General features: G+C 45.9%; 16 protein-coding genes and 1 pseudogene. 14 read left to right on the forward strand and 3 right to left on the reverse strand.

All coding sequences use genetic code 11. The features are described 5' to 3' along the window. The first annotated feature begins 42 nt into the window (after positions 1–42). The 7 genes and pseudogenes from HT574_RS09995 to HT574_RS20220 all read left to right on the forward strand — a co-directional run bounded on the left by HT574_RS09995 (position 43) and on the right by HT574_RS20220 (position 9,304). Complete coding sequence (locus tag HT574_RS09995) at positions 43–1,029, forward strand: NAD-dependent epimerase (RefSeq protein ID WP_175244479.1); 987 nt, start codon at positions 43–45, stop codon at positions 1,027–1,029. A gap of 52 nt (positions 1,030–1,081) precedes the next feature. Continuing rightward, positions 1,082–1,667 (forward strand): annotated as a pseudogene (locus HT574_RS10000) (transposase); the annotation flags it as partial. Positions 1,668–2,037: 370 nt separating this feature from the next. Next, positions 2,038–4,098, forward strand: a complete 2,061-nt coding sequence (locus tag HT574_RS10005; protein ID WP_175244480.1) for a thioredoxin domain-containing protein — start codon at positions 2,038–2,040, stop codon at positions 4,096–4,098. Positions 4,099–4,190: 92 nt separating this feature from the next. Next, positions 4,191–4,610, forward strand: a complete 420-nt coding sequence (locus tag HT574_RS10010) for a CoA-binding protein (protein WP_042408072.1) — start codon at positions 4,191–4,193, stop codon at positions 4,608–4,610. Positions 4,611–4,773: 163 nt separating this feature from the next. Beyond that, entirely contained in the window at positions 4,774–6,744 is a 1,971-nt protein-coding gene (parE, locus tag HT574_RS10015; RefSeq protein ID WP_175244481.1) for a DNA topoisomerase IV subunit B, read from the forward strand. Continuing rightward, positions 6,744–9,185: a DNA topoisomerase IV subunit A gene (gene parC, locus HT574_RS10020; RefSeq protein ID WP_061579179.1), complete on the forward strand. Its 2,442-nt coding sequence runs from the start codon at positions 6,744–6,746 to the stop codon at positions 9,183–9,185. The genes parE and parC overlap by 1 nt, the downstream gene beginning before the upstream one ends. Continuing rightward, the gene (locus HT574_RS20220) at positions 9,182–9,304 is read left to right on the forward strand and encodes a hypothetical protein (RefSeq protein WP_255212263.1); all 123 of its coding nucleotides are present in this window, start codon (positions 9,182–9,184) and stop codon (positions 9,302–9,304) included. The genes parC and HT574_RS20220 overlap by 4 nt, the downstream gene beginning before the upstream one ends. Before the next feature lie 274 nt (positions 9,305–9,578). Here the strand turns inward: HT574_RS20220 and HT574_RS10030 are convergent, their stop codons facing one another. After that, positions 9,579–10,277: a MerR family transcriptional regulator gene (locus HT574_RS10030; protein ID WP_061579178.1), complete on the reverse strand. Its 699-nt coding sequence runs from the start codon at positions 10,275–10,277 to the stop codon at positions 9,579–9,581. Positions 10,278–10,561: 284 nt separating this feature from the next. Here HT574_RS10030 and treP point away from each other — a divergent pair, with 284 nt between their 5' ends. The 7 genes from treP to HT574_RS10065 all read left to right on the forward strand — a co-directional run bounded on the left by treP (position 10,562) and on the right by HT574_RS10065 (position 19,515). After that, positions 10,562–11,977 carry a PTS system trehalose-specific EIIBC component gene (treP, locus tag HT574_RS10035; RefSeq protein ID WP_042408082.1) on the forward strand — a complete coding sequence of 472 codons (1,416 nt, stop codon included), beginning with the start codon at positions 10,562–10,564 and terminating at the stop codon, positions 11,975–11,977. Positions 11,978–12,094: 117 nt separating this feature from the next. Beyond that, positions 12,095–13,786, forward strand: coding sequence for an alpha,alpha-phosphotrehalase (gene treC / locus HT574_RS10040; RefSeq protein WP_175244482.1), 1,692 nt, complete (start codon positions 12,095–12,097; stop codon positions 13,784–13,786). Between the two features lie 23 nt (positions 13,787–13,809). After that, a complete protein-coding gene (treR, locus tag HT574_RS10045; protein WP_175244483.1) occupies positions 13,810–14,523 on the forward strand; it encodes a trehalose operon repressor in 714 nt (237 codons plus the stop codon). Between the two features lie 145 nt (positions 14,524–14,668). Beyond that, positions 14,669–16,081, forward strand: coding sequence for a Na+/H+ antiporter NhaC family protein (locus HT574_RS10050; protein ID WP_175244484.1), 1,413 nt, complete (start codon positions 14,669–14,671; stop codon positions 16,079–16,081). Between the two features lie 183 nt (positions 16,082–16,264). After that, positions 16,265–16,696, forward strand: coding sequence for an acyl-CoA thioesterase (locus HT574_RS10055; protein ID WP_175244485.1), 432 nt, complete (start codon positions 16,265–16,267; stop codon positions 16,694–16,696). Between the two features lie 85 nt (positions 16,697–16,781). Beyond that, a complete protein-coding gene (locus HT574_RS10060) occupies positions 16,782–18,281 on the forward strand; it encodes an aminotransferase class V-fold PLP-dependent enzyme (RefSeq protein WP_175244486.1) in 1,500 nt (499 codons plus the stop codon). 70 nt (positions 18,282–18,351) lie between these two features. Further along, a complete protein-coding gene (locus HT574_RS10065) occupies positions 18,352–19,515 on the forward strand; it encodes an acyl-CoA dehydrogenase family protein (protein ID WP_175244487.1) in 1,164 nt (387 codons plus the stop codon). A 28-nt stretch (positions 19,516–19,543) separates the two neighbouring features. Here the strand turns inward: HT574_RS10065 and speE are convergent, their stop codons facing one another. After that, on the reverse strand, positions 19,544–20,419 hold the full coding sequence (gene speE / locus HT574_RS10070; protein ID WP_175244488.1) for a polyamine aminopropyltransferase: 876 nt from the start codon (positions 20,417–20,419) through the stop codon (positions 19,544–19,546). An 87-nt stretch (positions 20,420–20,506) separates the two neighbouring features. Continuing rightward, a complete protein-coding gene (locus tag HT574_RS10075; protein ID WP_175244489.1) occupies positions 20,507–20,656 on the reverse strand; it encodes a hypothetical protein in 150 nt (49 codons plus the stop codon). Positions 20,657–20,690 lie beyond the last annotated feature (34 nt).

Below are 20,690 nucleotides of genomic sequence, written 5' to 3' on the forward strand. Positions count from 1 at the left end.
ACCCTTTGATTATATCCACATCGTAGAAAGGGGGGCCAAAAGGTGCAGAAGAATTCAACATATATTTTTGTTACTGGTTGTGCGGGCTTCATAGGGTTTCACCTTACGAAACGCCTGTTAGATGAAGGCTTTAATGTACTTGGGATTGACAATATGAATGATTATTATGATCCAAGCTTAAAATATGACAGATTAAAAATTATAATGCAGTATCCCTATTTTCGGTTTGTCGAAGGCTCTATTGAAAACATGGAGTTACTAGAAAATCTTTTCTCCCAGTATGATTTGGATACAGTTGTAAATCTAGCAGCACAAGCGGGTGTAAGATATAGCCTGAAAAATCCCCACAAGTATATTCAATCGAATGTTGTTGGCTTTGTAAATATATTAGAATGCTGTAAAAAACACAAAATCCCTCATCTTATATATGCATCATCGAGTTCTGTCTATGGAAACAACAAGAATGTCCCATTTTCAGTAACTGATCGTGTAGACTACCCGATTAGTTTATATGCAGCAACTAAAAGAGCGAATGAGTTAATGGCTTATACGTACAGCCATTTATATAATCTCCCTACAACAGGGTTGCGCTTTTTCACTGTCTATGGCCCTTGGGGTAGGCCTGATATGGCTTTATTTAAATTCGCGAATGCCATTATGAAACAACAGCCAATCGAAATTTATAACTATGGAAATATGAAAAGAGACTTTACCTATATTGATGATGTAACGGAATCTATTTTACGTTTGATTTATAGAGGTCCTTCAACAGAGTCTCCATATAAAATTTATAACATAGGAAATAACCAACCGGTGCAACTAAATTATTTAATTCAAGTACTAGAAGAACATTTAGGTAAGAAGGCAATCAAGAAGCTCTTACCTATGCAGCCCGGTGATGTTCCAGAGACATTTGCGGACATTGATGAATTAGTAAAGGATATCAACTATAAACCTAAGGTGTCCATTGAGGAAGGAATCAAAAGGTTTGTCGAGTGGTATAAAGATTACTATAAAAAAATTAGCTAGTAGGTTAATTAATAACTGAAGAATGTAAGGGATTTAACAGATTATAAGTTAATTTCAAACGCAACTGTTTGCCCCTTACCAACGACACACGGGCTGGCTCGAGGAAGTGATCATTAAGATGTATCAAAGTGGCATGGGCAAACGTGGGATTGGCAAGTTTATTGAACGAATTCTAGGAAATGCTTATTCTCCAACCACGATCAGTTATATTACCGATGTCGTGAAGGAGAATATCGAGAAATGGCACACACGTCCTCTACCCAAAAGCGATATTCGGTCTTATATTTGAATGGCTTGTACGTGAAACTTCGTCGTGATACTGTGGAGAAAGAAGCCATTTAAGTATCCGAGAGAAGTCCAATCTTGGATAAATGAGTTGGATGTCTTCCTTACATTTATGGATTATCCAAGCAGTATTCGAAGTGTGATTGATACTACCAATACCATGGAACGAACGATCAAGGAGATTCGGAAACGTCTCAAGCCGATGAACAGTTTGAGTAGTTTAGGAGCCGCCGAAAAAGTCGTGTATTTGACGATACAGGACTTTAATGAGAAATGGGCAGACCGGAAGTTGCAAGGATTTGCCGAAGCACAGGAAAGTTCTCCAGCGAATGTTTGAAGAGAGTTTCAATTAACTATATATTGTAAATAAACAAATAAGGGGATTCTCCCTTTCCACACATGAGACTGAATATTCAGTCTCCTGTGTGGGGGAAACCACCCTACTATCCGTTCCAAATCTATTCAGAGATACCCCATCTATCTTGCATACATAAAATTCCTGACGGTACCGAATCTTGGATAGGGTGTTTTTCGGGTTCTACTTTGGAGGGGATTTTTTATGGCTAAGTTTATCTCTTTCGTATACATGGTAATGATTGTAATGGGATTTGCTCATCAAATAGAGAAGGGGGCACTGTTACTTTTGAAATTAAATGACTAGCTAAAGAAAGTTGGTGTCTTTTTTCTTTTTACGATAATATGGAAAAAAGGAAGGTGTGAGAGATGGAGACAAACAAAAAACCAAACCGACTCATTCGTGAAAAGTCACCGTATTTGCTGCAGCACGCCTATAATCCCGTCGATTGGTATCCGTGGGGGGACGAGGCGTTTGCAAAAGCAAAAAAGGAAAACAAGCCGATTTTTTTGTCAATTGGCTACTCGACTTGCCACTGGTGTCATGTAATGGCGCACGAAAGTTTTGAAGATGAGGAAGTCGCGGCGATCTTAAATGAAAAATACATATCGATTAAAGTCGATCGCGAGGAGCGCCCTGATATTGATTCTATTTATATGCGTGTATGCCAAATGCTGACGGGGCATGGCGGCTGGCCGCTCAGCGTGTTTTTGACGCCGGAAGGGAAGCCGTTTTATGCGGGGACGTATTTTCCGAAGCGGAGCCGCTACGGACAGCCGGGGTTTATCGACGTGCTGACGAAGCTGTATCGCAAATATCGGGAAAATCCGAACGAAATCGAGCGGATGGCCGAACAAATCACCGAAGCGCTCCGGCAGTCGGTCCGCACGGCGGGCGCGGAGCGGTTGTCTCTCGAAACGGTGGAAAAGGCGTACCGCCAGCTTTCCGGCAGCTTTGATACGGTATACGGCGGTTTTGGTGGCGCGCCGAAATTTCCGATTCCACATATGCTGATGTTTTTAATGCGGTATTATCAATGGAAGCGGGATGAACGCGCGCTTTTGATGGTCGAAAAAACATTAAATGGCATGGCCAACGGCGGCATTTACGATCATATCGGCTACGGCTTTGCCCGCTATTCGACCGATGCGATGTGGCTTGTGCCGCACTTTGAGAAAATGTTGTATGATAACGCGCTTTTAGCCATCGCGTATACGGAAGCGTATCAATTAACGAAAAACGAACGATATAAGGAGATTGCGGAACAAATTATTGAATTTGTCAAGCGGGAAATGACTTCTAATGACGGTGCGTTTTATTCAGCGATTGACGCTGATTCCGAAGGGGTGGAAGGAAAATATTACGTATGGACGCCTGATGAAGTGATCAACGTGCTTGGTACAGAACTAGGCGAGCTGTATTGTCGCGTTTACGATATTACCGAAGAAGGAAATTTTGAAGGGAAAAACGTGCCAAACCTCATTCATACAAGAATAGACCGCGTCGCAAGACAATATCGCATGGCGGAAGAAGAGCTGTACGAAAAGCTCGAAGAAGCAAGAAAACGGCTGTTTGCCGAGCGTTCGTTGCGCGTCTATCCGCATGTGGATGATAAAATATTAACGGCATGGAACGCGCTGATGATCGCCGCACTGGCGAAAGCGGCAAAAGTATATAAGCGCCGCGACTATTTACAGATGGCGGAGCGCGCACTGTCGTTCGTCGAAACCAACCTTTTTCAAAACGGGCGGCTGATGGTGCGCTATCGTGACGGGGAAGCGAAACATAAAGGAATCATTGATGACTACGCGTTTCTCGTCTGGGCATATATCGAAATGTATGAAGCGACGTTGGGGTTGTCGTATTTACAGAAAGCGAAAGCATGTACGGAGCAAATGATCAGCCTTTTTTGGGATGAAGAGCATGGCGCTTTTTTTATGACCGGGAGCGACGCGGAGGAGCTCATCGTTCAGGAAAAAGAAATTTACGATGGCGCGCTGCCATCGGGAAACAGCGTCGCCGCGGTGCAACTGATTCGCCTGGCAAGGCTGACAGGTGATTTAACGGTATTAGAAAAAGCAGAAACGATGTATAAAGTCTTCCAACGTCAAGTGGAAGCGTACGAAAGCGGCCATACGTTTTTCTTGCAAGGGTTGTTGCTTCTCGAGGCTCCAACCGTTGAAGTCGTTTTGTTTGGAAAACAAGGCGACGAAAAACGGGAGCAATTGATTCAGAAGTGGCAGGATGCGTTTGTGCCAAGCGTTTTTCTGTTAGCGGCGGAACTCCCGGATGATTTTGCGAAGATCGCTCCATTTGCCGCAGAGTATGAACCGCTTGGGGAGGAAACGACCGTGTACGTGTGCGAAAATTTTTCCTGCCAACAGCCGACGACGGACGTAGAGTCTGTTGCCAAGCAGTTGTTTGAATGAGCTTTTTGTAAATGTTTTCAAAACTGCTAGCAGGATTCTGTGTATTCGTGGAGAAATAGTACGGCAAAGACAAAGTGAAGGAGAGAGTGCTTATGCCAATTACCAATCCAAGCAGGGAAGAGATTGGAAAAATTTTGCGGAAGGCAAAACGCATCGCCGTCGTCGGATTATCCGATAACCCGGAACGGGAGTCGTACATGGTGGCGAAAGCAATGAAAGACGCGGGTTATGAAATTATTCCGGTCAATCCAATGATTGAACAGTGGGAAGGAATTCCTGCTGTTAAAAAGTTAACTGATATTGAAGGACATGTTGATATCGTCAACGTTTTCCGTCGTTCCGAACATTTGCCGGAAATCGCCCGTGAATTTGTCCAAATTGACGCCGACGTCTTTTGGGCGCAGCTTGGTGTCGTCAATGAGGAAGCCTATGAATTTTTAAAAGAAAAAGGGTATACGGTTGTGATGGATCGCTGCATTAAAGTGGAACACGCGTTAACGAAACAACATTGAGTGAAATGGAAACGACCATCTTTTTAGATGGTCATTTCCATTTTTAGAGGGAATTTTGTCGGAAACGGTAAAATAAGCGTAGACGCTGGCGAATTTTATGTTACAATAAAACAGAAACAGATAGAAACAGATGTTCTTGTTTTTGGTTGAAAGGGGTATGCATGTGGCAAAACAATCCGTATATGAATACAACGATGATGCGATTCAAGTGTTAGAAGGACTCGAAGCAGTTCGAAAACGGCCGGGAATGTATATCGGCAGCACCGATAGCCGCGGACTGCATCATCTGGTTTATGAAATTGTCGACAATTCTGTTGATGAAGCGTTAGCGGGATACGGAAATTATATTCTCGTAAAAATACATAAAGATAATAGCATTACCGTCCTTGATGAAGGGCGCGGCATGCCGACAGGAATGCATAAGCTTGGCAAACCGACGCCGGAAGTGATTTTAACGGTTTTACATGCCGGCGGAAAGTTTGGCCAAGGCGGCTATAAAACGAGCGGCGGCTTGCACGGGGTCGGCGCATCGGTCGTTAACGCGTTGTCGGAATGGCTTGTGGTGACGATTCATCGCGATGGTTTTATTTATCAGCAACGTTTTGAGAATGGCGGAAAGCCGGTGACGACGCTTGAAAAAATCGGAACGACGAACAAAACGGGGACGATCATTCAATTTAAGCCTGATCCAACGATTTTCAGCACGACGACGTTTAACTATGAGACGTTAAGCGAGCGTCTGCGTGAATCGGCGTTTTTGCTAAAAGGGCTGAAAATCGAGCTCGTGGATGAACGGACCGGGATGCGCGATGTATTCCATTATGAAAATGGGATTGAAGCGTTTGTCGCCTATTTAAACGAAGACAAAGATGTGCTTCATCCGGTTGTCTATTTTGCCGGGGAACAAAATGGGATTGAAGTCGAATTTGCCTTTCAGTTTAACGACGGCTATTCGGAAAACGTATTGTCGTTTGTCAACAATGTGCGCACCAAAGATGGCGGCACGCATGAAGCGGGCGCCAAGACGGCGATGACGCGCGTTTTTAATGAATATGCGCGCAAGACGGGGCTGTTAAAGGAAAAAGACAAAAACCTCGAAGGCACCGACATCCGTGAAGGGCTGTCGGCGATCGTTTCGGTGAGAATTCCGGAGCACCTATTACAGTTTGAAGGGCAGACAAAAGGAAAACTGGGGACGAGCGAAGCCCGCTCCGCCGTCGATGCGATCGTATCCGAGCATTTAACGTACTTTTTGCAGGAAAACCCAGACATTAGCACGATGCTGATTAAAAAGGCGATCCGGGCATACCAGGCGCGTGAGGCGGCCCGCAAAGCGCGCGAGGAAGCGCGAAGCGGGAAAAAGCGAAAAAGGAAAGAAACGGTGTTAAGCGGAAAATTAACGCCGGCGCAATCGCGCAATCCGAAAAAAAACGAATTGTATTTAGTGGAAGGGGATTCTGCGGGCGGCTCGGCGAAACAAGGGCGCGACCGCCGCTTTCAAGCCGTATTGCCGCTTCGCGGAAAAGTGATTAACACGGAAAAAGCGAAGCTCGCCGATATTTTAAAAAATGAAGAAATCAGCACGATTATCCACGCGATCGGCGGGGGCGTCGGACCGGACTTTTCGCTTGAGGACATTAACTATGACAAAATCATCATCATGACGGACGCGGACACGGACGGCGCCCATATTCAGGTGCTGCTGCTGACGTTTTTCTACCGCTATATGCGGCCGCTCATTGAAGCAGGAAAAGTATATATCGCTCTTCCGCCGCTCTATAAAGTAAGCAAAGGCAGCGGCAAAAAAGAAATTGTTAAGTACGCATGGACCGATGCGCAGCTAAAAGAAATTACGAAGAAACTCGGCAAAGGCTATACGGTGCAGCGCTATAAAGGACTTGGCGAAATGAACGCCGACCAATTGTGGGAAACGACGATGAATCCGGAGACGCGCACCCTCATTCGTGTGCGCATTGAAGATGCGGCCCGAGCGGAGCGCCGCGTCACCACGCTGATGGGCGATAAAGTTGAGCCGCGCCGCAAGTGGATTGAAGCGAACGTTGCATTCGGATTAGAAGATGATCCAAATATTTTAGATCATGAGCACGTATTTGTCGCAGGAGGGGATTACTGATGGCAGAAAGGCTGCTAGACTTACCGCTGGAGGACGTGCTTGGCGACCGCTTCGGCCGCTACAGCAAATACATTATTCAAGAACGGGCGCTTCCCGATGTCCGTGATGGGTTAAAACCGGTGCAGCGCCGTATTTTATATGCGATGTATATCGACGGAAACACGGCGGATAAGCCGTTTCGCAAAGCGGCGAAAACGGTTGGTAATGTGATCGGAAATTTTCATCCGCACGGCGACTCGTCCGTCTATGAAGCGATGGTGCGGATGAGCCAGGACTGGAAGTTGCGCAACGTCTTGATTGAAATGCACGGCAATAACGGCAGCATTGACGGCGACCCGCCGGCGGCGATGCGCTACACGGAAGCGCGCCTGTCGTCGATTGCCGCCGAATTGCTTCGCGATATTGACAAGCAGACGGTCGAATTTGTACCAAACTTTGATGATACGACGAAAGAGCCGGTTGTGCTGCCGGCGATGTTTCCGAATTTATTAGTGAACGGATCGACCGGCATCTCTGCCGGATATGCGACCGAAATCCCGCCGCATCCTTTAGGGGAAGTCATTGACGCCGTATTGATGCGAATTGACAAGCCCGCTTGCACGGTCGATGAGCTGATGACCGTGCTTCACGGTCCAGACTTTCCAACCGGCGGCATTATTCAAGGAAAAGATGGCATTAAAAAAGCGTATGAAACGGGAAAAGGGAAAATCATCATTCGCGGCAAAGCAGCGATTGAACAAGGAAAAGGCGGGAAAAAGCAAATAATCATTACAGAGCTTCCGTATGAAGTCAATAAAGCGAACCTCGTCAAAAAAATCGATGAACTTCGCTTTGACAAAAAGCTCGACGGCATTGCCGACGTCCGCGACGAAACGGACCGCACCGGACTGCGCATCGTGATTGAGTTGAAAAAAGACGCCGATGCGGAAGGCATATTAAACTATTTATACAAAAACACCGATTTGCAAGTGCCGTACAACTTTAATATGGTGGCGATTCATCAGCGCCGGCCGAAGCTGCTAAGCCTTCCGGAACTGCTTGATGCCTATATTGAGCACCGCAAGGAAGTGGTGACGAACCGCTCGCAATATGAGCTGAAAAAAGCGCACGAGCGCCAGCACATCGTCGCAGGCCTGATGAAAGCTTTATCCATTTTAGATGAAGTAATCGCAACGATCCGCGCTTCCCGCGATAAGCGCGACGCCAAAGACAATTTAATCGCCAAGTATGAGTTTACCGAAGCGCAGGCCGAAGCGATTGTATCGCTGCAGCTATACCGCTTAACAAACACTGATATTACCGCGCTAAAGCAGGAAGCGGAAGAACTAGAAAAGACGATTCAGGAACTGACTGCGGTTTTAAGCGAGGAAAAAAAGCTGCTTTCCGTCATTAAAAAAGAGTTAAAAGCGATGAAAAAGCAATATGCCGATGAGCGGAGAACGAAAATTGAAGAAGAAATTGAAGAAATTAAAATCAACTTGGAAGTCATGATTCCAGCAGAAGACGTAATTGTCACCGTCACAAAAGAAGGATATGTGAAACGAACGAGCTATCGTTCGTACAGCGCGTCGAATGGTCAAGATTTCGGCATGAAAGAATCGGACCGGCTGCTCGCGCAGTTGCAAATGAACACAACCGACGTATTGTTATTGTTTACCCGCCGCGGCAATTATCTGTATTGTCCGGTTTATGAGCTGCCGGATATCCGCTGGAAGGACGTCGGCCAGCATATTGCCAATCTCATTCCGCTCGAACGCGACGATGACATTATCGCCGCAGTGCCGGTCAAACAATTTACTGAAGCGTTAAGCCTTGTGTTTGTCACGAAACAAGGCATGGTAAAACGAACTGAGCTTGCGCAATATAAAGTGCAGCGCCATACGCGGCCGTTCGTGGCGATGAATCTTAAAGAAGATGATGAAGTGATACACGTATATAGCACCGATGGTAAGCAAAGTTTATTGCTTGTGACGAATCAAGGATACGGATTATGGTTTGACGAAGCGGAAATCAGCACCGTCGGTGTGCGCGCCGCCGGCGTGAAAGGAATTAATTTAAAAGAAGGAGATTACGTCGTTTCCGCGCATCCAGTCGCGGGCGAAAAGGAGCGGTATTTAGTCATCGCCACCCAGCGCGGGGCCGTGAAAAAAATGCCGCTTAGCGAATTTGAAAAAACATCGCGTGCCAAACGCGGCGTCGTTATGCTCCGTGAGTTAAAGACAAACCCGCATCGGATCGTTGCTTCCGTGTTAACGGCGGATGAGGATGAGACACTATTCATTCGCACGGAAACGGGGACGGTCGAGACGCTTTCGGCTGCATCGCTGCGCAGTTCCGACCGCTACAGCAACGGCTCCTTTATCATCGACAGCGATGAAGCCGGAAATGTTGTTGATATGTGGAAGGCGCCGTCCAAGCTAGGAAAAGAGGAAATGGAATGAGATTTAAGCGTCAAGAGCCATTTCGTTATCAGTTTGGCCAGCCGCTCGCATGTTTGTTGCGCGTGGCGGGAATTGGCGGGCAGCAGAAGGAGGAAGAATACATCGGCTTATATTCATAATCTTAGCCCGCACGGAATGAAGCTAGAAATCTTGCAGCGCATCCCTTATGAGCATGGTAAGACGACGGTGGAGATCGCTTTTTCGATCAACAATGCACCTCTTCGTTTTTTCGGCAAGATCGTTTGAGAGAAACCGTTCGGGCGGACGCATTATTATGGGATGCGCTTGCTCGTGTCCGCTGAAGAAGAAATGCTTATTCTCGAAATCAAGCGGCACGCCGCGCTTTATCGCAAACGAAAATAAAAACAACTCGGCTTCCTGCCGAGTTGTTTTTTACCAAAATTTCCACCATTTATTTGAACGTTTCGCGCTGGCGCCAGCCGCCGCTTGGCGGAAAGAAAGGACGAGTTCGCGAAATGCTTTTTCCCGCTCGATAATTTGTTCTTCGAGGCGTTTTCGCTCTTGCTCCTGTTTTGTTTTTTCTTCCTGTAAAAACGTAGCGACATTTTCGAGATGTTCATGGATTTCTTCGGTTTCCTGTTGCAACGTTTTTGCATATTGCGCTAATGAATCACAAACGGTTTGCTTGGTAGCAGCGGACTGTTCTTGAATCTCATTCATATAGGATTTCACTTCGTTCATTGCCTGCTGCAAAACTTCCGTCGTTTCTTTTTTCAGCGCTCCGACAATTTCTTCTTTCATTCGCATTGCCAACTGCTCCGCTATGTATTGGGCATCGTGACGTGAAGAACGGGGAGCGTCAATAATTTCCCCTTCCATGACGGGCAGATCCAGTTCCATTTGCTGTGGCTGCTGTTTGAAATGACGGATAATGTCTCGTTTATGGCGCCCATTCGCCAGCCATTCTTTAATATGGCAAAACTGCGTTAGCAGCTCTTCTGTATAAATGCGAGCCCCTTGCTGGGTACGGGGGATGGTCACGCACTCGGCAAACTCTTTTTCCCACTGTTTCAGTATGTGTGGCGCTACCCCCAATTTCTTTGCCGCCTCGCGAAGCGTATATGTCTTCATCTGTGTTTGTCCATCCTTTCCTCACGATTTTTTCTCTATTTATTTTCCAACTAGTAAAGTTATTTTCCTGCCGGTTGACAAAACATAACAAAAGAAGTGGAATTTAGAGAAAAACTAACATGCATGTCGAAAAACGAACATACATGTTGAGAAAAAATTGTTGACGAACCTGTATATACAGGTTAAAATAAACATGACTTGTATATACAGGTTTTTTTGAAAACGGTTGCTGAAAGCGGTTTAGTTGGTTTCGAGGCTACATGAGAGGAAGAGGAGGCATTCTTATGGGGGCATATCAACAATCCGTTGAAAAAATTGTCAAAGCGGTTGGCGGGAAAGAAAATATTATCGCTGCTACCCATTGTGTGACGCGGCTGCGATTCGCGTTGAAAGATGAAGGAAAAGTAGATAAAGAAGCATTAGAAAGCATCGATATTGTGAAAGGATCATTTTCCGCGAACGGCCAATTTCAAGTTGTAATCGGTCAAGGGCTGGTGGATAAAGTATATGACGAAATGGTCGAAGTAACGGGAATTGGCAGGGCGACCAAGCAAGAAATTAAAGACGCCGCCGAAGCAAATTTAAATCCGCTGCAGCGCGCCATTAAAACATTGGCCGACATTTTTATTCCGATTTTGCCGGCGATCGTGACGGCCGGTTTGCTCATGGGGATTAACAACATATTAACAGGCCCAGGCATTTTCTATGAAGGCAAGTCGTTTGTGGAAGTGCATAAAGAATGGGCCGATCTTGCGGGCATGATCAACTTAATTGCCAATACGGCGTTTGTGTTCTTGCCAGGCTTAATCGGCTGGTCGGCCGTGACGAAATTCGGCGGCAGTCCGCTACTAGGAATTGTTCTTGGTTTAATGCTGGTCCATCCAGATTTGTTAAACGCATGGGGATGGGGAGCAGCGAAAGAAAAAGGAGAAATTCCGATTTGGAATTTGTTTGGCTTGGAAGTGCAAAAAGTCGGCTATCAAGGCCAAGTGTTGCCAGTGCTGGTTGCATCGTACGTGCTGGCAAAACTCGAGCTGTTTTTGCGCAAGCGCATCCCAGATGCGTTCCAGTTGCTACTGGTTGCTCCGCTCGCGCTGCTAATTACAGGGTTTTTAGCGTTTATCGCGATTGGACCGATTACGTTTGCGATCGGTAATGCGATTACGCACGCATTTGTGACTATTTTTGACAATGTTCCAGCGATCGGAGGCTTTTTATACGGAGCGTTATATGCGCCGCTTGTCGTGACGGGAATGCACCATACATTCTTGCCGGTTGACTTGCAGTTGATTGCCAACACAGGCGGCACGTTCCTCTGGCCGATCCTCGTCATGTCCAACATCGCCCAAGGCTCGGCAGCATTGGCGATGATGTTTGTCGCCAAAGATGAAAAATTAAGAGGTCTTTCCTTTACATCGGCGGTATCCGCATATCTTGGCATTACCGAGCCAGCGATGTTCGGCGTGAACTTGCGCTTCCGCTACCCATTCATCTCAGCGATGACGGGGGCGGCGATTGCCGGAATGTTTATTACGTTAAATAAAGTCATCGCGCCATCGATTGGGGTTGGAGGCTTGCCAGGATTTTTATCGATCGTGCCGCAAAAATGGGTGCCGTTCTTTATCGGCATGGCGATCGCAATCATTGTTCCGTTTATTCTAACCTTTATACTTGGCAAAGTTCGCAAAGCGGACCGTTAATGACAGTCAATATATACTATTGAAACTATGTTTTAAATAATCAATCGAACATACCATTGGTGCATCCCCACCAATGGTATCGTTTTTATCCAATAAATTAAATGAGGTGATGACAGCATGGAACAGCAACCATGGTGGAAAAAAGCGGTTGTGTATCAAATCTATCCGAAAAGCTTCAACGATACAAACGGTGACGGAATCGGCGATTTGCCAGGAATCATCGAGAAACTTGATTATTTAAAGCTTCTTGGCGTCGATGTCATTTGGCTGACGCCGATCTACAAGTCACCACAGCGCGACAACGGTTATGATATTAGCGACTATTTTCAAATTCATCATGAATATGGGACGATGGATGACTTTGACCGCCTGCTAGAAGAAGTGCACAAACGCGGTATGAAGCTGATCATGGATATGGTCGTCAACCATACGTCGACGGAACATGAATGGTTTAAGCAGGCGCGTTCGTCAAAACAAAGTCCATACCGAAACTTTTACATTTGGCGCGATCCGAAGCCGGATGGAAGCCCGCCGACAAATTGGCAATCAAAGTTCGGCGGCTCGGCATGGGAATATGATGGACAAACCGGGCAGTATTATTTGCATTTGTTTGACGTGACGCAAGCCGATTTAAATTGGGAAAACGAGGAACTCCGCCGCCGCATTTACGATATGATGCATTTTTGGTTTCAAAAAGGCGTCGATGGGTTCCGATTGGATGTCATTAATTTGCTTTCGAAGGACCAGCGTTTTCCTGATGATGACGGTTCGGTGCCGCCGGGAGACGGCCGTAAATTTTACACGGACGGGCCGCGCATTCACGAGTTTCTGCAAGAAATGAACCGCGAAGTATTTTCAAAATACGATATCATGACGGTCGGGGAAATGTCGTCAACGACGATTGACCATTGCATTAAATATACGAATCCAAATCGCCATGAGCTAAACATGACGTTTAATTTCCATCATTTAAAAGTAGATTATCCGAACGGGGAAAAATGGGCGGTCGCCGATTTCGATTTTCTTGCCTTGAAACGGATTTTATCGGAATGGCAAGTCCAAATGCATAAAGGCGGGGGCTGGAATGCGCTCTTTTGGTGCAACCACGACCAACCGCGCATTGTGTCGCGCTATGGCGATGACGGAAAGTATCATAAAGAGTCGGCGAAAATGCTCGCTACCGTCATTCATCTGATGCAAGGCACTCCGTATATTTACCAAGGCGAAGAAATCGGCATGACCGATCCGAAATTTGAGCGCATTGACGATTACCGCGATGTGGAGTCGCTCAATATGTACCGCATTTTGCAAGGACAAGGCAAAAGCGAACAAGAAGTGCTGGAAATTTTAAAACGAAAATCGCGCGACAATTCACGGACGCCAATGCAATGGGATGACAGCGAGCACGCCGGGTTTACGACCGGAACCCCTTGGATTCGCGTCGCAGACAACTATAAACAAATTAACGTCAAAAAAGCGCTCGAGGATCCGACGTCGATTTTCTATCATTATCAGCGCTTGATTCAGCTGCGCAAACAATATGACATTATTACGACCGGAGACTATCAGCTATTGCTTGCCGACCATCCGCAAATTTTTGCCTATTTGCGCAACGGCAAGAAGGAAAAGCTGCTTGTTGTCAACAATTTTTACGGTAAAGAGACGACGTTTGTCCTGCCGGATGACGTAGAGATCGACGGCTACGCGGGAGAAATATTGCTGTCGAACTACGCCGACTCGCCAAGCGAGTTTCGCACGATCCAACTTCGTCCGTATGAATCGATAGTTTATTACTTAAGTAAATCGTGATACAATACATGTCGGTGAGCGAGATGCATGAAAATAAATATTTAGCGATTTATCACGACCTTGTCGAAAAGATCCGCCAAGGTCATTGGAAGCCGTATGATAAACTGCCGTCCGAACATGAGCTAGCCGGTTGCTATCACACGTCACGGGAGACGATTCGCAAAGCGCTTAATCTGCTTTCTGAGCATGGCTATATTCAAAAAATGAAAGGAAAAGGCTCGATTGTTTTAGATGTCGGAAAGTATAATTTTCCTATCTCTGGGCTCGTTAGTTTTAAAGAACTGGCGCAAAACATGAAACAGCCGGTGCGAACGATTGTCCATGAGCTGGAAATAATAAAACCCAATTCGTACTTAAAACAACAGCTGCAAGCGGCAGGCAGAGACGAAATATGGAAAGTCATCCGTTCGCGTGAAATCGAAGGAGAACGCATCATTTTAGACAAAGACTTTTTTCTGAAAAAATATGTGCCGACACTGACAAAAAAAATATGCGAAGATTCCATTTACGAATATTTAGAGAAAGAGCTGAAATTACACATCAGCTTTGCGAAAAAAGAAATATTTGTCGACCGGGTGAATGAAGAAGACCGAAAATATTTAGATATCAGCGGATATGACTATATTGTCGTGGTCAAAAACTACGTTTATTTAAATGACGCGACACTGTTTCAATATACGGAGTCACGGCACCGGCTTGATAAATTCCGCTTTGTTGATTTTGCGCGGCGCAAGTAAATGGGCATTTGTCTTATTGAAGGCAAATGCCTGTTTCTTTTTTATTTTTATTTAATTTAAAAAACTATGTTCTAAATAATCAACTCTAATGATCATAAATTTCCGTAATTATGGCCATCCTTTTAACGATGAAAGGGTGAATGGAATGGAAGGAACATGGCTGTCATTATTGCCGTTTCTCATCATCATTCCGCTGGCGATTTGGCTGAAAGAAATTTTGCCGGGTCTTGTCATCGGTTTGATCGTCGGAGCGATTTGTTTGAAAAAAAGCGTACTTGCGGCGGTGGAACACGCTGTATTGGCAATGCTCGAAACAATCAGCGATATCGAGCATATTAAAGTGGTGGTGTTTTTGTATTTGTTTGGTTCCTTAATTGGGATGATGCAGATTACCGGCGGAATAAAAGGCTTTGTGGAGTGGATTGCGGAAAAGCTTCATTCGAAGCGGAGACTGCTGTTATTTATTTGGCTCACCGTTCCCTTTACTTTCTTCATGCCGATGTTTCGCATTATGCTGCTTGGTCCAGTGATGAAATCGGTGCTTGGAAAGTTCCGGATCGACAGAAGGAGAATGGCTTATATTATCGACGTGTCAACCGAGCCGATTATCGTCCTTCTTCCGGCAGCGACCGCATTTGTCGGCTTTATGACGTCGGTTGTGGCAGGGGCGCTGAAGCAAAACAAAATCGATGCATCAGCCTATCAATTGTTTTTGCAAAGCCTGCCATACAACTTTTTTGCCATTATTGCGTTAGGAGTCGGGCTGTTTACCACGTTTATGAACGTGAAGATTGGAAAGAAGGAAGGAAAAAAAGAAAAAGACAAGACAAACGAGCTTCACGGGCTGGGGCTGCGCAAAGAGCTGGCACTGGTGGCAGGAGAACCGCTTCATTTATTTTTTCCGCTTTTTCTTGTGCTCGTGCTGACATTCTTTTTCTTTTGGCATGATGGGAAAAGAAAAGGTGCAAGAACGTTTGTCGACGCATTTTCGCTAGCCGATGCGATGTTGGTGATGCTCATTGCCCTGTTTGTAACAATCATGATTTCTGCCGCTTTTTATCTTGTACGCAAACAACCGCTGCATGAGCTGATTTATCATTTTTTTGCCGGAGGCAATCAATTAATGGCGCCGATTGGGATGCTTCTTCTCGTTTGGGCCGTATCATTGGTCGCTGATGAGTTAGGTTTTTCCGCTTACGTTTCCTCTAGGTTTGGGACATGGCTGCCAAAAGAAATTGTGCCCGCCACCGTATTCGTGATCGGATCGTTTGTCTCTTATTTTATTGGCTCCTCGTGGGGGACATGGGGGATTTTTATGCCGCTTGGAATCACGCTCGCCAAAGCGACAGAAGCACCGCTGGCGATGACGATTGGAGCGGTGTTTGCAAGTGGAACGTTTGGCGCTTTCGCATCTCCGCTAGGGGATACGACGATCACCACAGCGTCGATTATGGAGATGGATCTAATGGGCTATGCCAAATATAAATTGCGCATTTCCTTATTGTGCGGAGTTTTATCGGCTCTTGCATATCTACTGTTGCCATTTTTGATAGGATAGCGGCTTGAAGGCAACGGCATCGCGCTTTTTGCGTTAGATGCCGCTTTTTCCATTATTTTAATCATAAACAAAACTATGTGCTAAATAATCAACAAAATAAAAAAATAGTTGTCGAAATAAAAAAATCCAGCTATGATAAAAACAACATACTGACTAGTTAGTAAACAGAGAGGGGAGAGGTTTATGGCGACCCATACAATAACGATAAACATTCGCTTTTGTGAAACAGATGCGCTCGGCCACGTCAGCAACACCAGCTATTTTATTTATTTGGAGGAAGCGCGCATTCGCATGTTTGAAGAATTAGGGTATGGAAGCGATATAAAAGACTGGTGTTTTATTCTCGCTTCGGCGAAATGTGATTTTGTCAACCAGGCGTTTTTCGGCCAGCGTTTAAAAATTGAAACGAATGTGGCGAGAATCGGCAATAAAAGCTTCCAGTTCGTCCATCGCATTTTGGACGAGAAAACGGGAAGGTTAATCGCGCTCGGCGAAGCGACGACTGTCTACTTTAACTTTCAAACGCAAAAAAGCGAACCAATTCCTGACTATTTAAGAAAACAATTGGAGCGTTATCTTATTTCTGAACCAAATGGGGTAACGAAAAAAGAGTAGGAAATCCGCCCTGATCAGGCGGATTTTTTTATGGACCAAACAATGGTTGTAACATACTTTATGAATAGGAGAAAGGGGGAGGCCGATGGAAATTAAAGCAAAAATAGGGGAAACGACGTTTACATGTCGCGGGGATTTAGAGACGTATTTCCGCCCATTTCGTGAAGCAACGATCGGCACGGATTTTACGTTTTCCACACCGTTTGGCGAACAGAAGCTGATTTATGCCGACTGGACGGCAAGCGGCCGCCTTTATCGGCCGATTGAAGAAAAAATCATTGAGGAAATTGGGCCGCTGGTGGCGAATACCCACACCGAGTCCAACATTACGAGCACGAAAATGACGTTAGCGTATCAATATGCCAAAGAAATCATTAAACATCACGTCCATGCCGGAAAACATGACGTGATTATCATGGAAGGGCCGGGGATGACGAGCGCTGTTAATAAATTGCAACGGCTTTTGGGTTTACGTGTGCCTGAACGGTGGAAAGCGCGCCTTTCCCTTGCCGATGACGAACGCCCCATTATTTTTGTGACGCATATGGAACATCATTCGAATTTGCTATCATGGACGGAAACGATCGGGGAAGTAATCACGATTCGTCCAACTGCGAATGGGGATGTAGACGTTGACCATTTGCGTGAACTGCTAGAGACATACGCGCACCGCCCGTTAAAGATCGGCGCTTTTACTGCCTGTTCCAATGTGACGGGCATCCAAACCCCATATCATTTTCTGGCTAAAATCATGCATGAACACGGCGGCATTTGCTTCATCGATTTTGCCGCTTCCGCTCCATATGTCGAGATCAATATGCATCCCGCTGACCCGCTTGAAAAACTAGACGCTATTTATTTTTCACCGCATAAATTTCTAGGAGGCCCGGGAAGCGCAGGGGTGCTTATTTTCGATGCGCGGCTGTATCAAAACCGCATCCCTGACCATCCGGGGGGAGGGACGGTTCTATGGACCGATCCATGGGGAAATTATAAATACATCGAAGACATTGAGACGAGGGAAGACGGGGGAACGCCTCCGTTTCTGCAAACCATCAAAGCGGCGCTTGCCATTCGCTTAAAAGAGAAAATGGGAGTTGAGCGTATACAGAAGCGGGAAAAGGAATTAACGTCCCTGTTGCTATCGCATTTAAAACAAATTCCCCGCGTCCGTGTGTTAGAAGGACATCGCGAAGACCGGCTTGGCATTGTCTCGTTTATCATTGAAGGAATGCATTATAATCTTGTTGTCAAAATGTTAAACGACCGCTTTGGCATTCAAGTGCGTGGAGGCTGCTCGTGCGCCGGCCCGTACGGCCATTATTTGCTTGGCATTGATAAAGAACAATCAGAAACACTGATGAAGCAAGTCGAGCAAGGAAATTTATTTGTCAAACCAGGATGGGTACGCATTTCGCTGCATCCGATTATGACAAACGAAGAGGTGTATGACATCATCCGCGCCATCCGCCATATCGTCCGTTACGCAGACACGTGGAAGCAAGAATATATGTATGATCAAACCAAAAATGAGTTTTACCATCGTGGCGACGACCGCTATATCCGCGGTTTCTTTGCATTGTGAGACATATTGGTTTCTTCCCCGCCCTGTAACAGGTAAAATAAAAACATACTAGAAGAGAAGGGGAGAACAAATGAACGAGCTATATCATTTGCTATTGCGCACAGAACGGGAGCGAAATTTATACGAACAGGCGCGCGAGCTGGCCGCTAGGTTTCACGAACGGGCGGCCTGGCATGATAAATACGGCGAATTTCCGTTTGCCAATTTCCTTGATTTAAAACAAGCTGGTTTTCTATCCTTAACCGTACCAAAGCAATATGGCGGAGAAGAAATTTCCTTATATGAATTTCTTCTCGTTCAGGAAACGATCGCCCAAGGCGACGGCGCGACCGCATTGTCGCTTGGCTGGCATTTAGGAATTTTGTTAAGTTTGGCGGTGACGAAAAAATGGCCGGAGCCCGTTTTTGCCCGGATTTGCCGTGAAGTAGTAGAAAAGAAGGTGCTATTAAACAGCGCTCATTCCGAAAAAGCGACCGGCAGCCCGGCGCGCGGCGGCAAACCGGAAACGACCGCGGAATTTCTCAACGGACGCTGGGTGATTTCCGGGCGCAAAACGTTTGCTTCACTGGCGCCGGCGCTCGATTATTTTATTATTTCCGCGACGATCGAAGCGACGGGCGAGATCGGCAATTTTCTTGTGCCAAAAACGGCAAGCGGCTTAACGATCGAAAAAACGTGGAATACGCTTGGGATGAGGGCGACACGAAGCGATGATATCTTTTTAGACAATGTCGAAGTCGAAGAAGAGGCGCTTGTCGAAATCATTGGCACGCCAAAGGCTGGCCAGCCGGCGCAAGGCTGGCTTTTGCATATCCCTGCCTGCTATTTAGGCATTGCGATTGCCGCACGCAACGAAGCGATTCGGTTTGCAAAAGCATACCAGCCAAACAGCTTGCCGCATCCGATTGCCGAAGTGCCGGAAGTACAGCGGAAAATCGCGCAAATGGACATACAATTGATGAATGTGCGCCACTTTATGTATGCCATTGCCGACCAATGGGACCGTTATCCAGAAAAAAGAGCAGAGATGAAGGAAGAGCTGGCAGCGGTAAAATATACAGCGACCAATACGGCGGTAAATGTCGTTGATTTAGCGATGCGCATTGTCGGAGGACAAAGTTTATTTGCAGACAATCCACTGCAGCGCTACTATCGCGACGTCCGCGCCGGGCTGCATAATCCGCCGGCCGATGATATTACCGTTTCTATCGTGGCCAAGCGCGCCCTACAATAAAAGAGCAGTCTACTCTCAGACTGCTCTTTTATTGTTTTTCCAATGCGGTTTTTAAAAATTGCGGAAGCTCGAAACATTGTTTTAATATGCCTTCATTTACATATTTCGTATCCGCTGGAATGGCGGCTTGTTCCGGGAAGGAGAGCGGTTTGGTCGAGCCGATCGTGAAGCTCCATAATCCCCCTGGATAAGTAGGCACGGTTGCTGTATATACTTTTACATGTGGAAATAATTCACCAATATTGTTATACGTCCGACGTAAAATATCTAAATGGAAAATCGGAGACTGGCTTTGGCACACCATTAGTCCGTCCTCTTTTAATGCGCGGCGGACGTTGGCGTAAAAATCTCGTGAAAAGAGCGCTTCCGCTGGACCGACCGGGTCAGACGAATCGATAATAATGACATCATATTCGTTTTCATGTTCTCGGACAAATGCAACCCCATCATCGTAAATAAATTTTACGCGCGGGTCGGATAAGTTACCTGACACCTCTTGCAAATGCGCCTTGCACGCTTGCACTACTTTTTCATCAATTTCTACCATATGAATTTCTTCAATATGTGGATATTTCGCCACTTCTCTCGCCGCACCGCAATCACCGCCGCCGATAATCAACACTTTTTTCGCCGCTGGATACAGTTGCAGCGGAATATGCGAAATCATTTCGTTATAAATATGGCCGTCGATTGATGTCGTTTGCACCACTCCGTCGAGGACGAGCATGCGGCCGAAATCGTAGGAATCTAAAATCATCACATGCTGAAATTCCGACGGCTCCGAGAAAATAACGTCTTTGATGCGATAGCTGATTTTCAAATTTTCACGGTCATCCTCAGTAAGCCAAAGTTCGCCGTTTTCGACTTTTACATAAGGTGGTAATGTATCTTGCACGCGTTTCATTGTGACCTCCTTTTCATGATTATCGCTTATTTTGCCACACGTCTCTAATATTAATATATTTTGCGAAATGTGACAAACAAAAGGATACTAACGGCCTGTTCCCGATGTATTCATCCCGCCGCCCATATTAGACGATTGATTTCGCTTTTCTTCTTTCCCATCATCGTTGCCGCAGCCGGTGAAAAGACTAGTCATAAGACAAAATACTGATAAAAGCAGAATCCACTTTTTTCTCATGTTTTTTCCTCCTGAAAGCGATTTTGCTTATAGT

The organism is Parageobacillus sp. VR-IP, assembly GCF_013357975.1.
GTDB lineage: Bacteria > Bacillota > Bacilli > Bacillales > Anoxybacillaceae > Saccharococcus > Saccharococcus caldoxylosilyticus.

Bases quoted from the DNA above. Each gene is read 5' to 3' on its own strand.
- HT574_RS10005 (WP_175244480.1), top strand. From the start codon at position 2,038: ATGGAGACAAACAAAAAACCAAACCGACTCATTCGTGAAAAGTCACCG.
- HT574_RS10010 (WP_042408072.1), top strand. From the start codon at position 4,191: ATGCCAATTACCAATCCAAGCAGGGAAGAGATTGGAAAAATTTTGCGG.
- parC (WP_061579179.1), top strand. From the start codon at position 6,744: ATGGCAGAAAGGCTGCTAGACTTACCGCTGGAGGACGTGCTTGGCGAC.
- HT574_RS20220 (WP_255212263.1), top strand. From the start codon at position 9,182: ATGAGATTTAAGCGTCAAGAGCCATTTCGTTATCAGTTTGGCCAGCCG.
- HT574_RS10030 (WP_061579178.1), bottom strand. From the start codon at position 10,277: ATGAAGACATATACGCTTCGCGAGGCGGCAAAGAAATTGGGGGTAGCG.
- treP (WP_042408082.1), top strand. From the start codon at position 10,562: ATGGGGGCATATCAACAATCCGTTGAAAAAATTGTCAAAGCGGTTGGC.
- treC (WP_175244482.1), top strand. From the start codon at position 12,095: ATGGAACAGCAACCATGGTGGAAAAAAGCGGTTGTGTATCAAATCTAT.
- treR (WP_175244483.1), top strand. From the start codon at position 13,810: ATGCATGAAAATAAATATTTAGCGATTTATCACGACCTTGTCGAAAAG.
- HT574_RS10050 (WP_175244484.1), top strand. From the start codon at position 14,669: ATGGAAGGAACATGGCTGTCATTATTGCCGTTTCTCATCATCATTCCG.
- HT574_RS10055 (WP_175244485.1), top strand. From the start codon at position 16,265: ATGGCGACCCATACAATAACGATAAACATTCGCTTTTGTGAAACAGAT.
- HT574_RS10060 (WP_175244486.1), top strand. From the start codon at position 16,782: ATGGAAATTAAAGCAAAAATAGGGGAAACGACGTTTACATGTCGCGGG.
- HT574_RS10065 (WP_175244487.1), top strand. From the start codon at position 18,352: ATGAACGAGCTATATCATTTGCTATTGCGCACAGAACGGGAGCGAAAT.
- speE (WP_175244488.1), bottom strand. From the start codon at position 20,419: ATGAAACGCGTGCAAGATACATTACCACCTTATGTAAAAGTCGAAAAC.
- HT574_RS10075 (WP_175244489.1), bottom strand. From the start codon at position 20,656: ATGAGAAAAAAGTGGATTCTGCTTTTATCAGTATTTTGTCTTATGACT.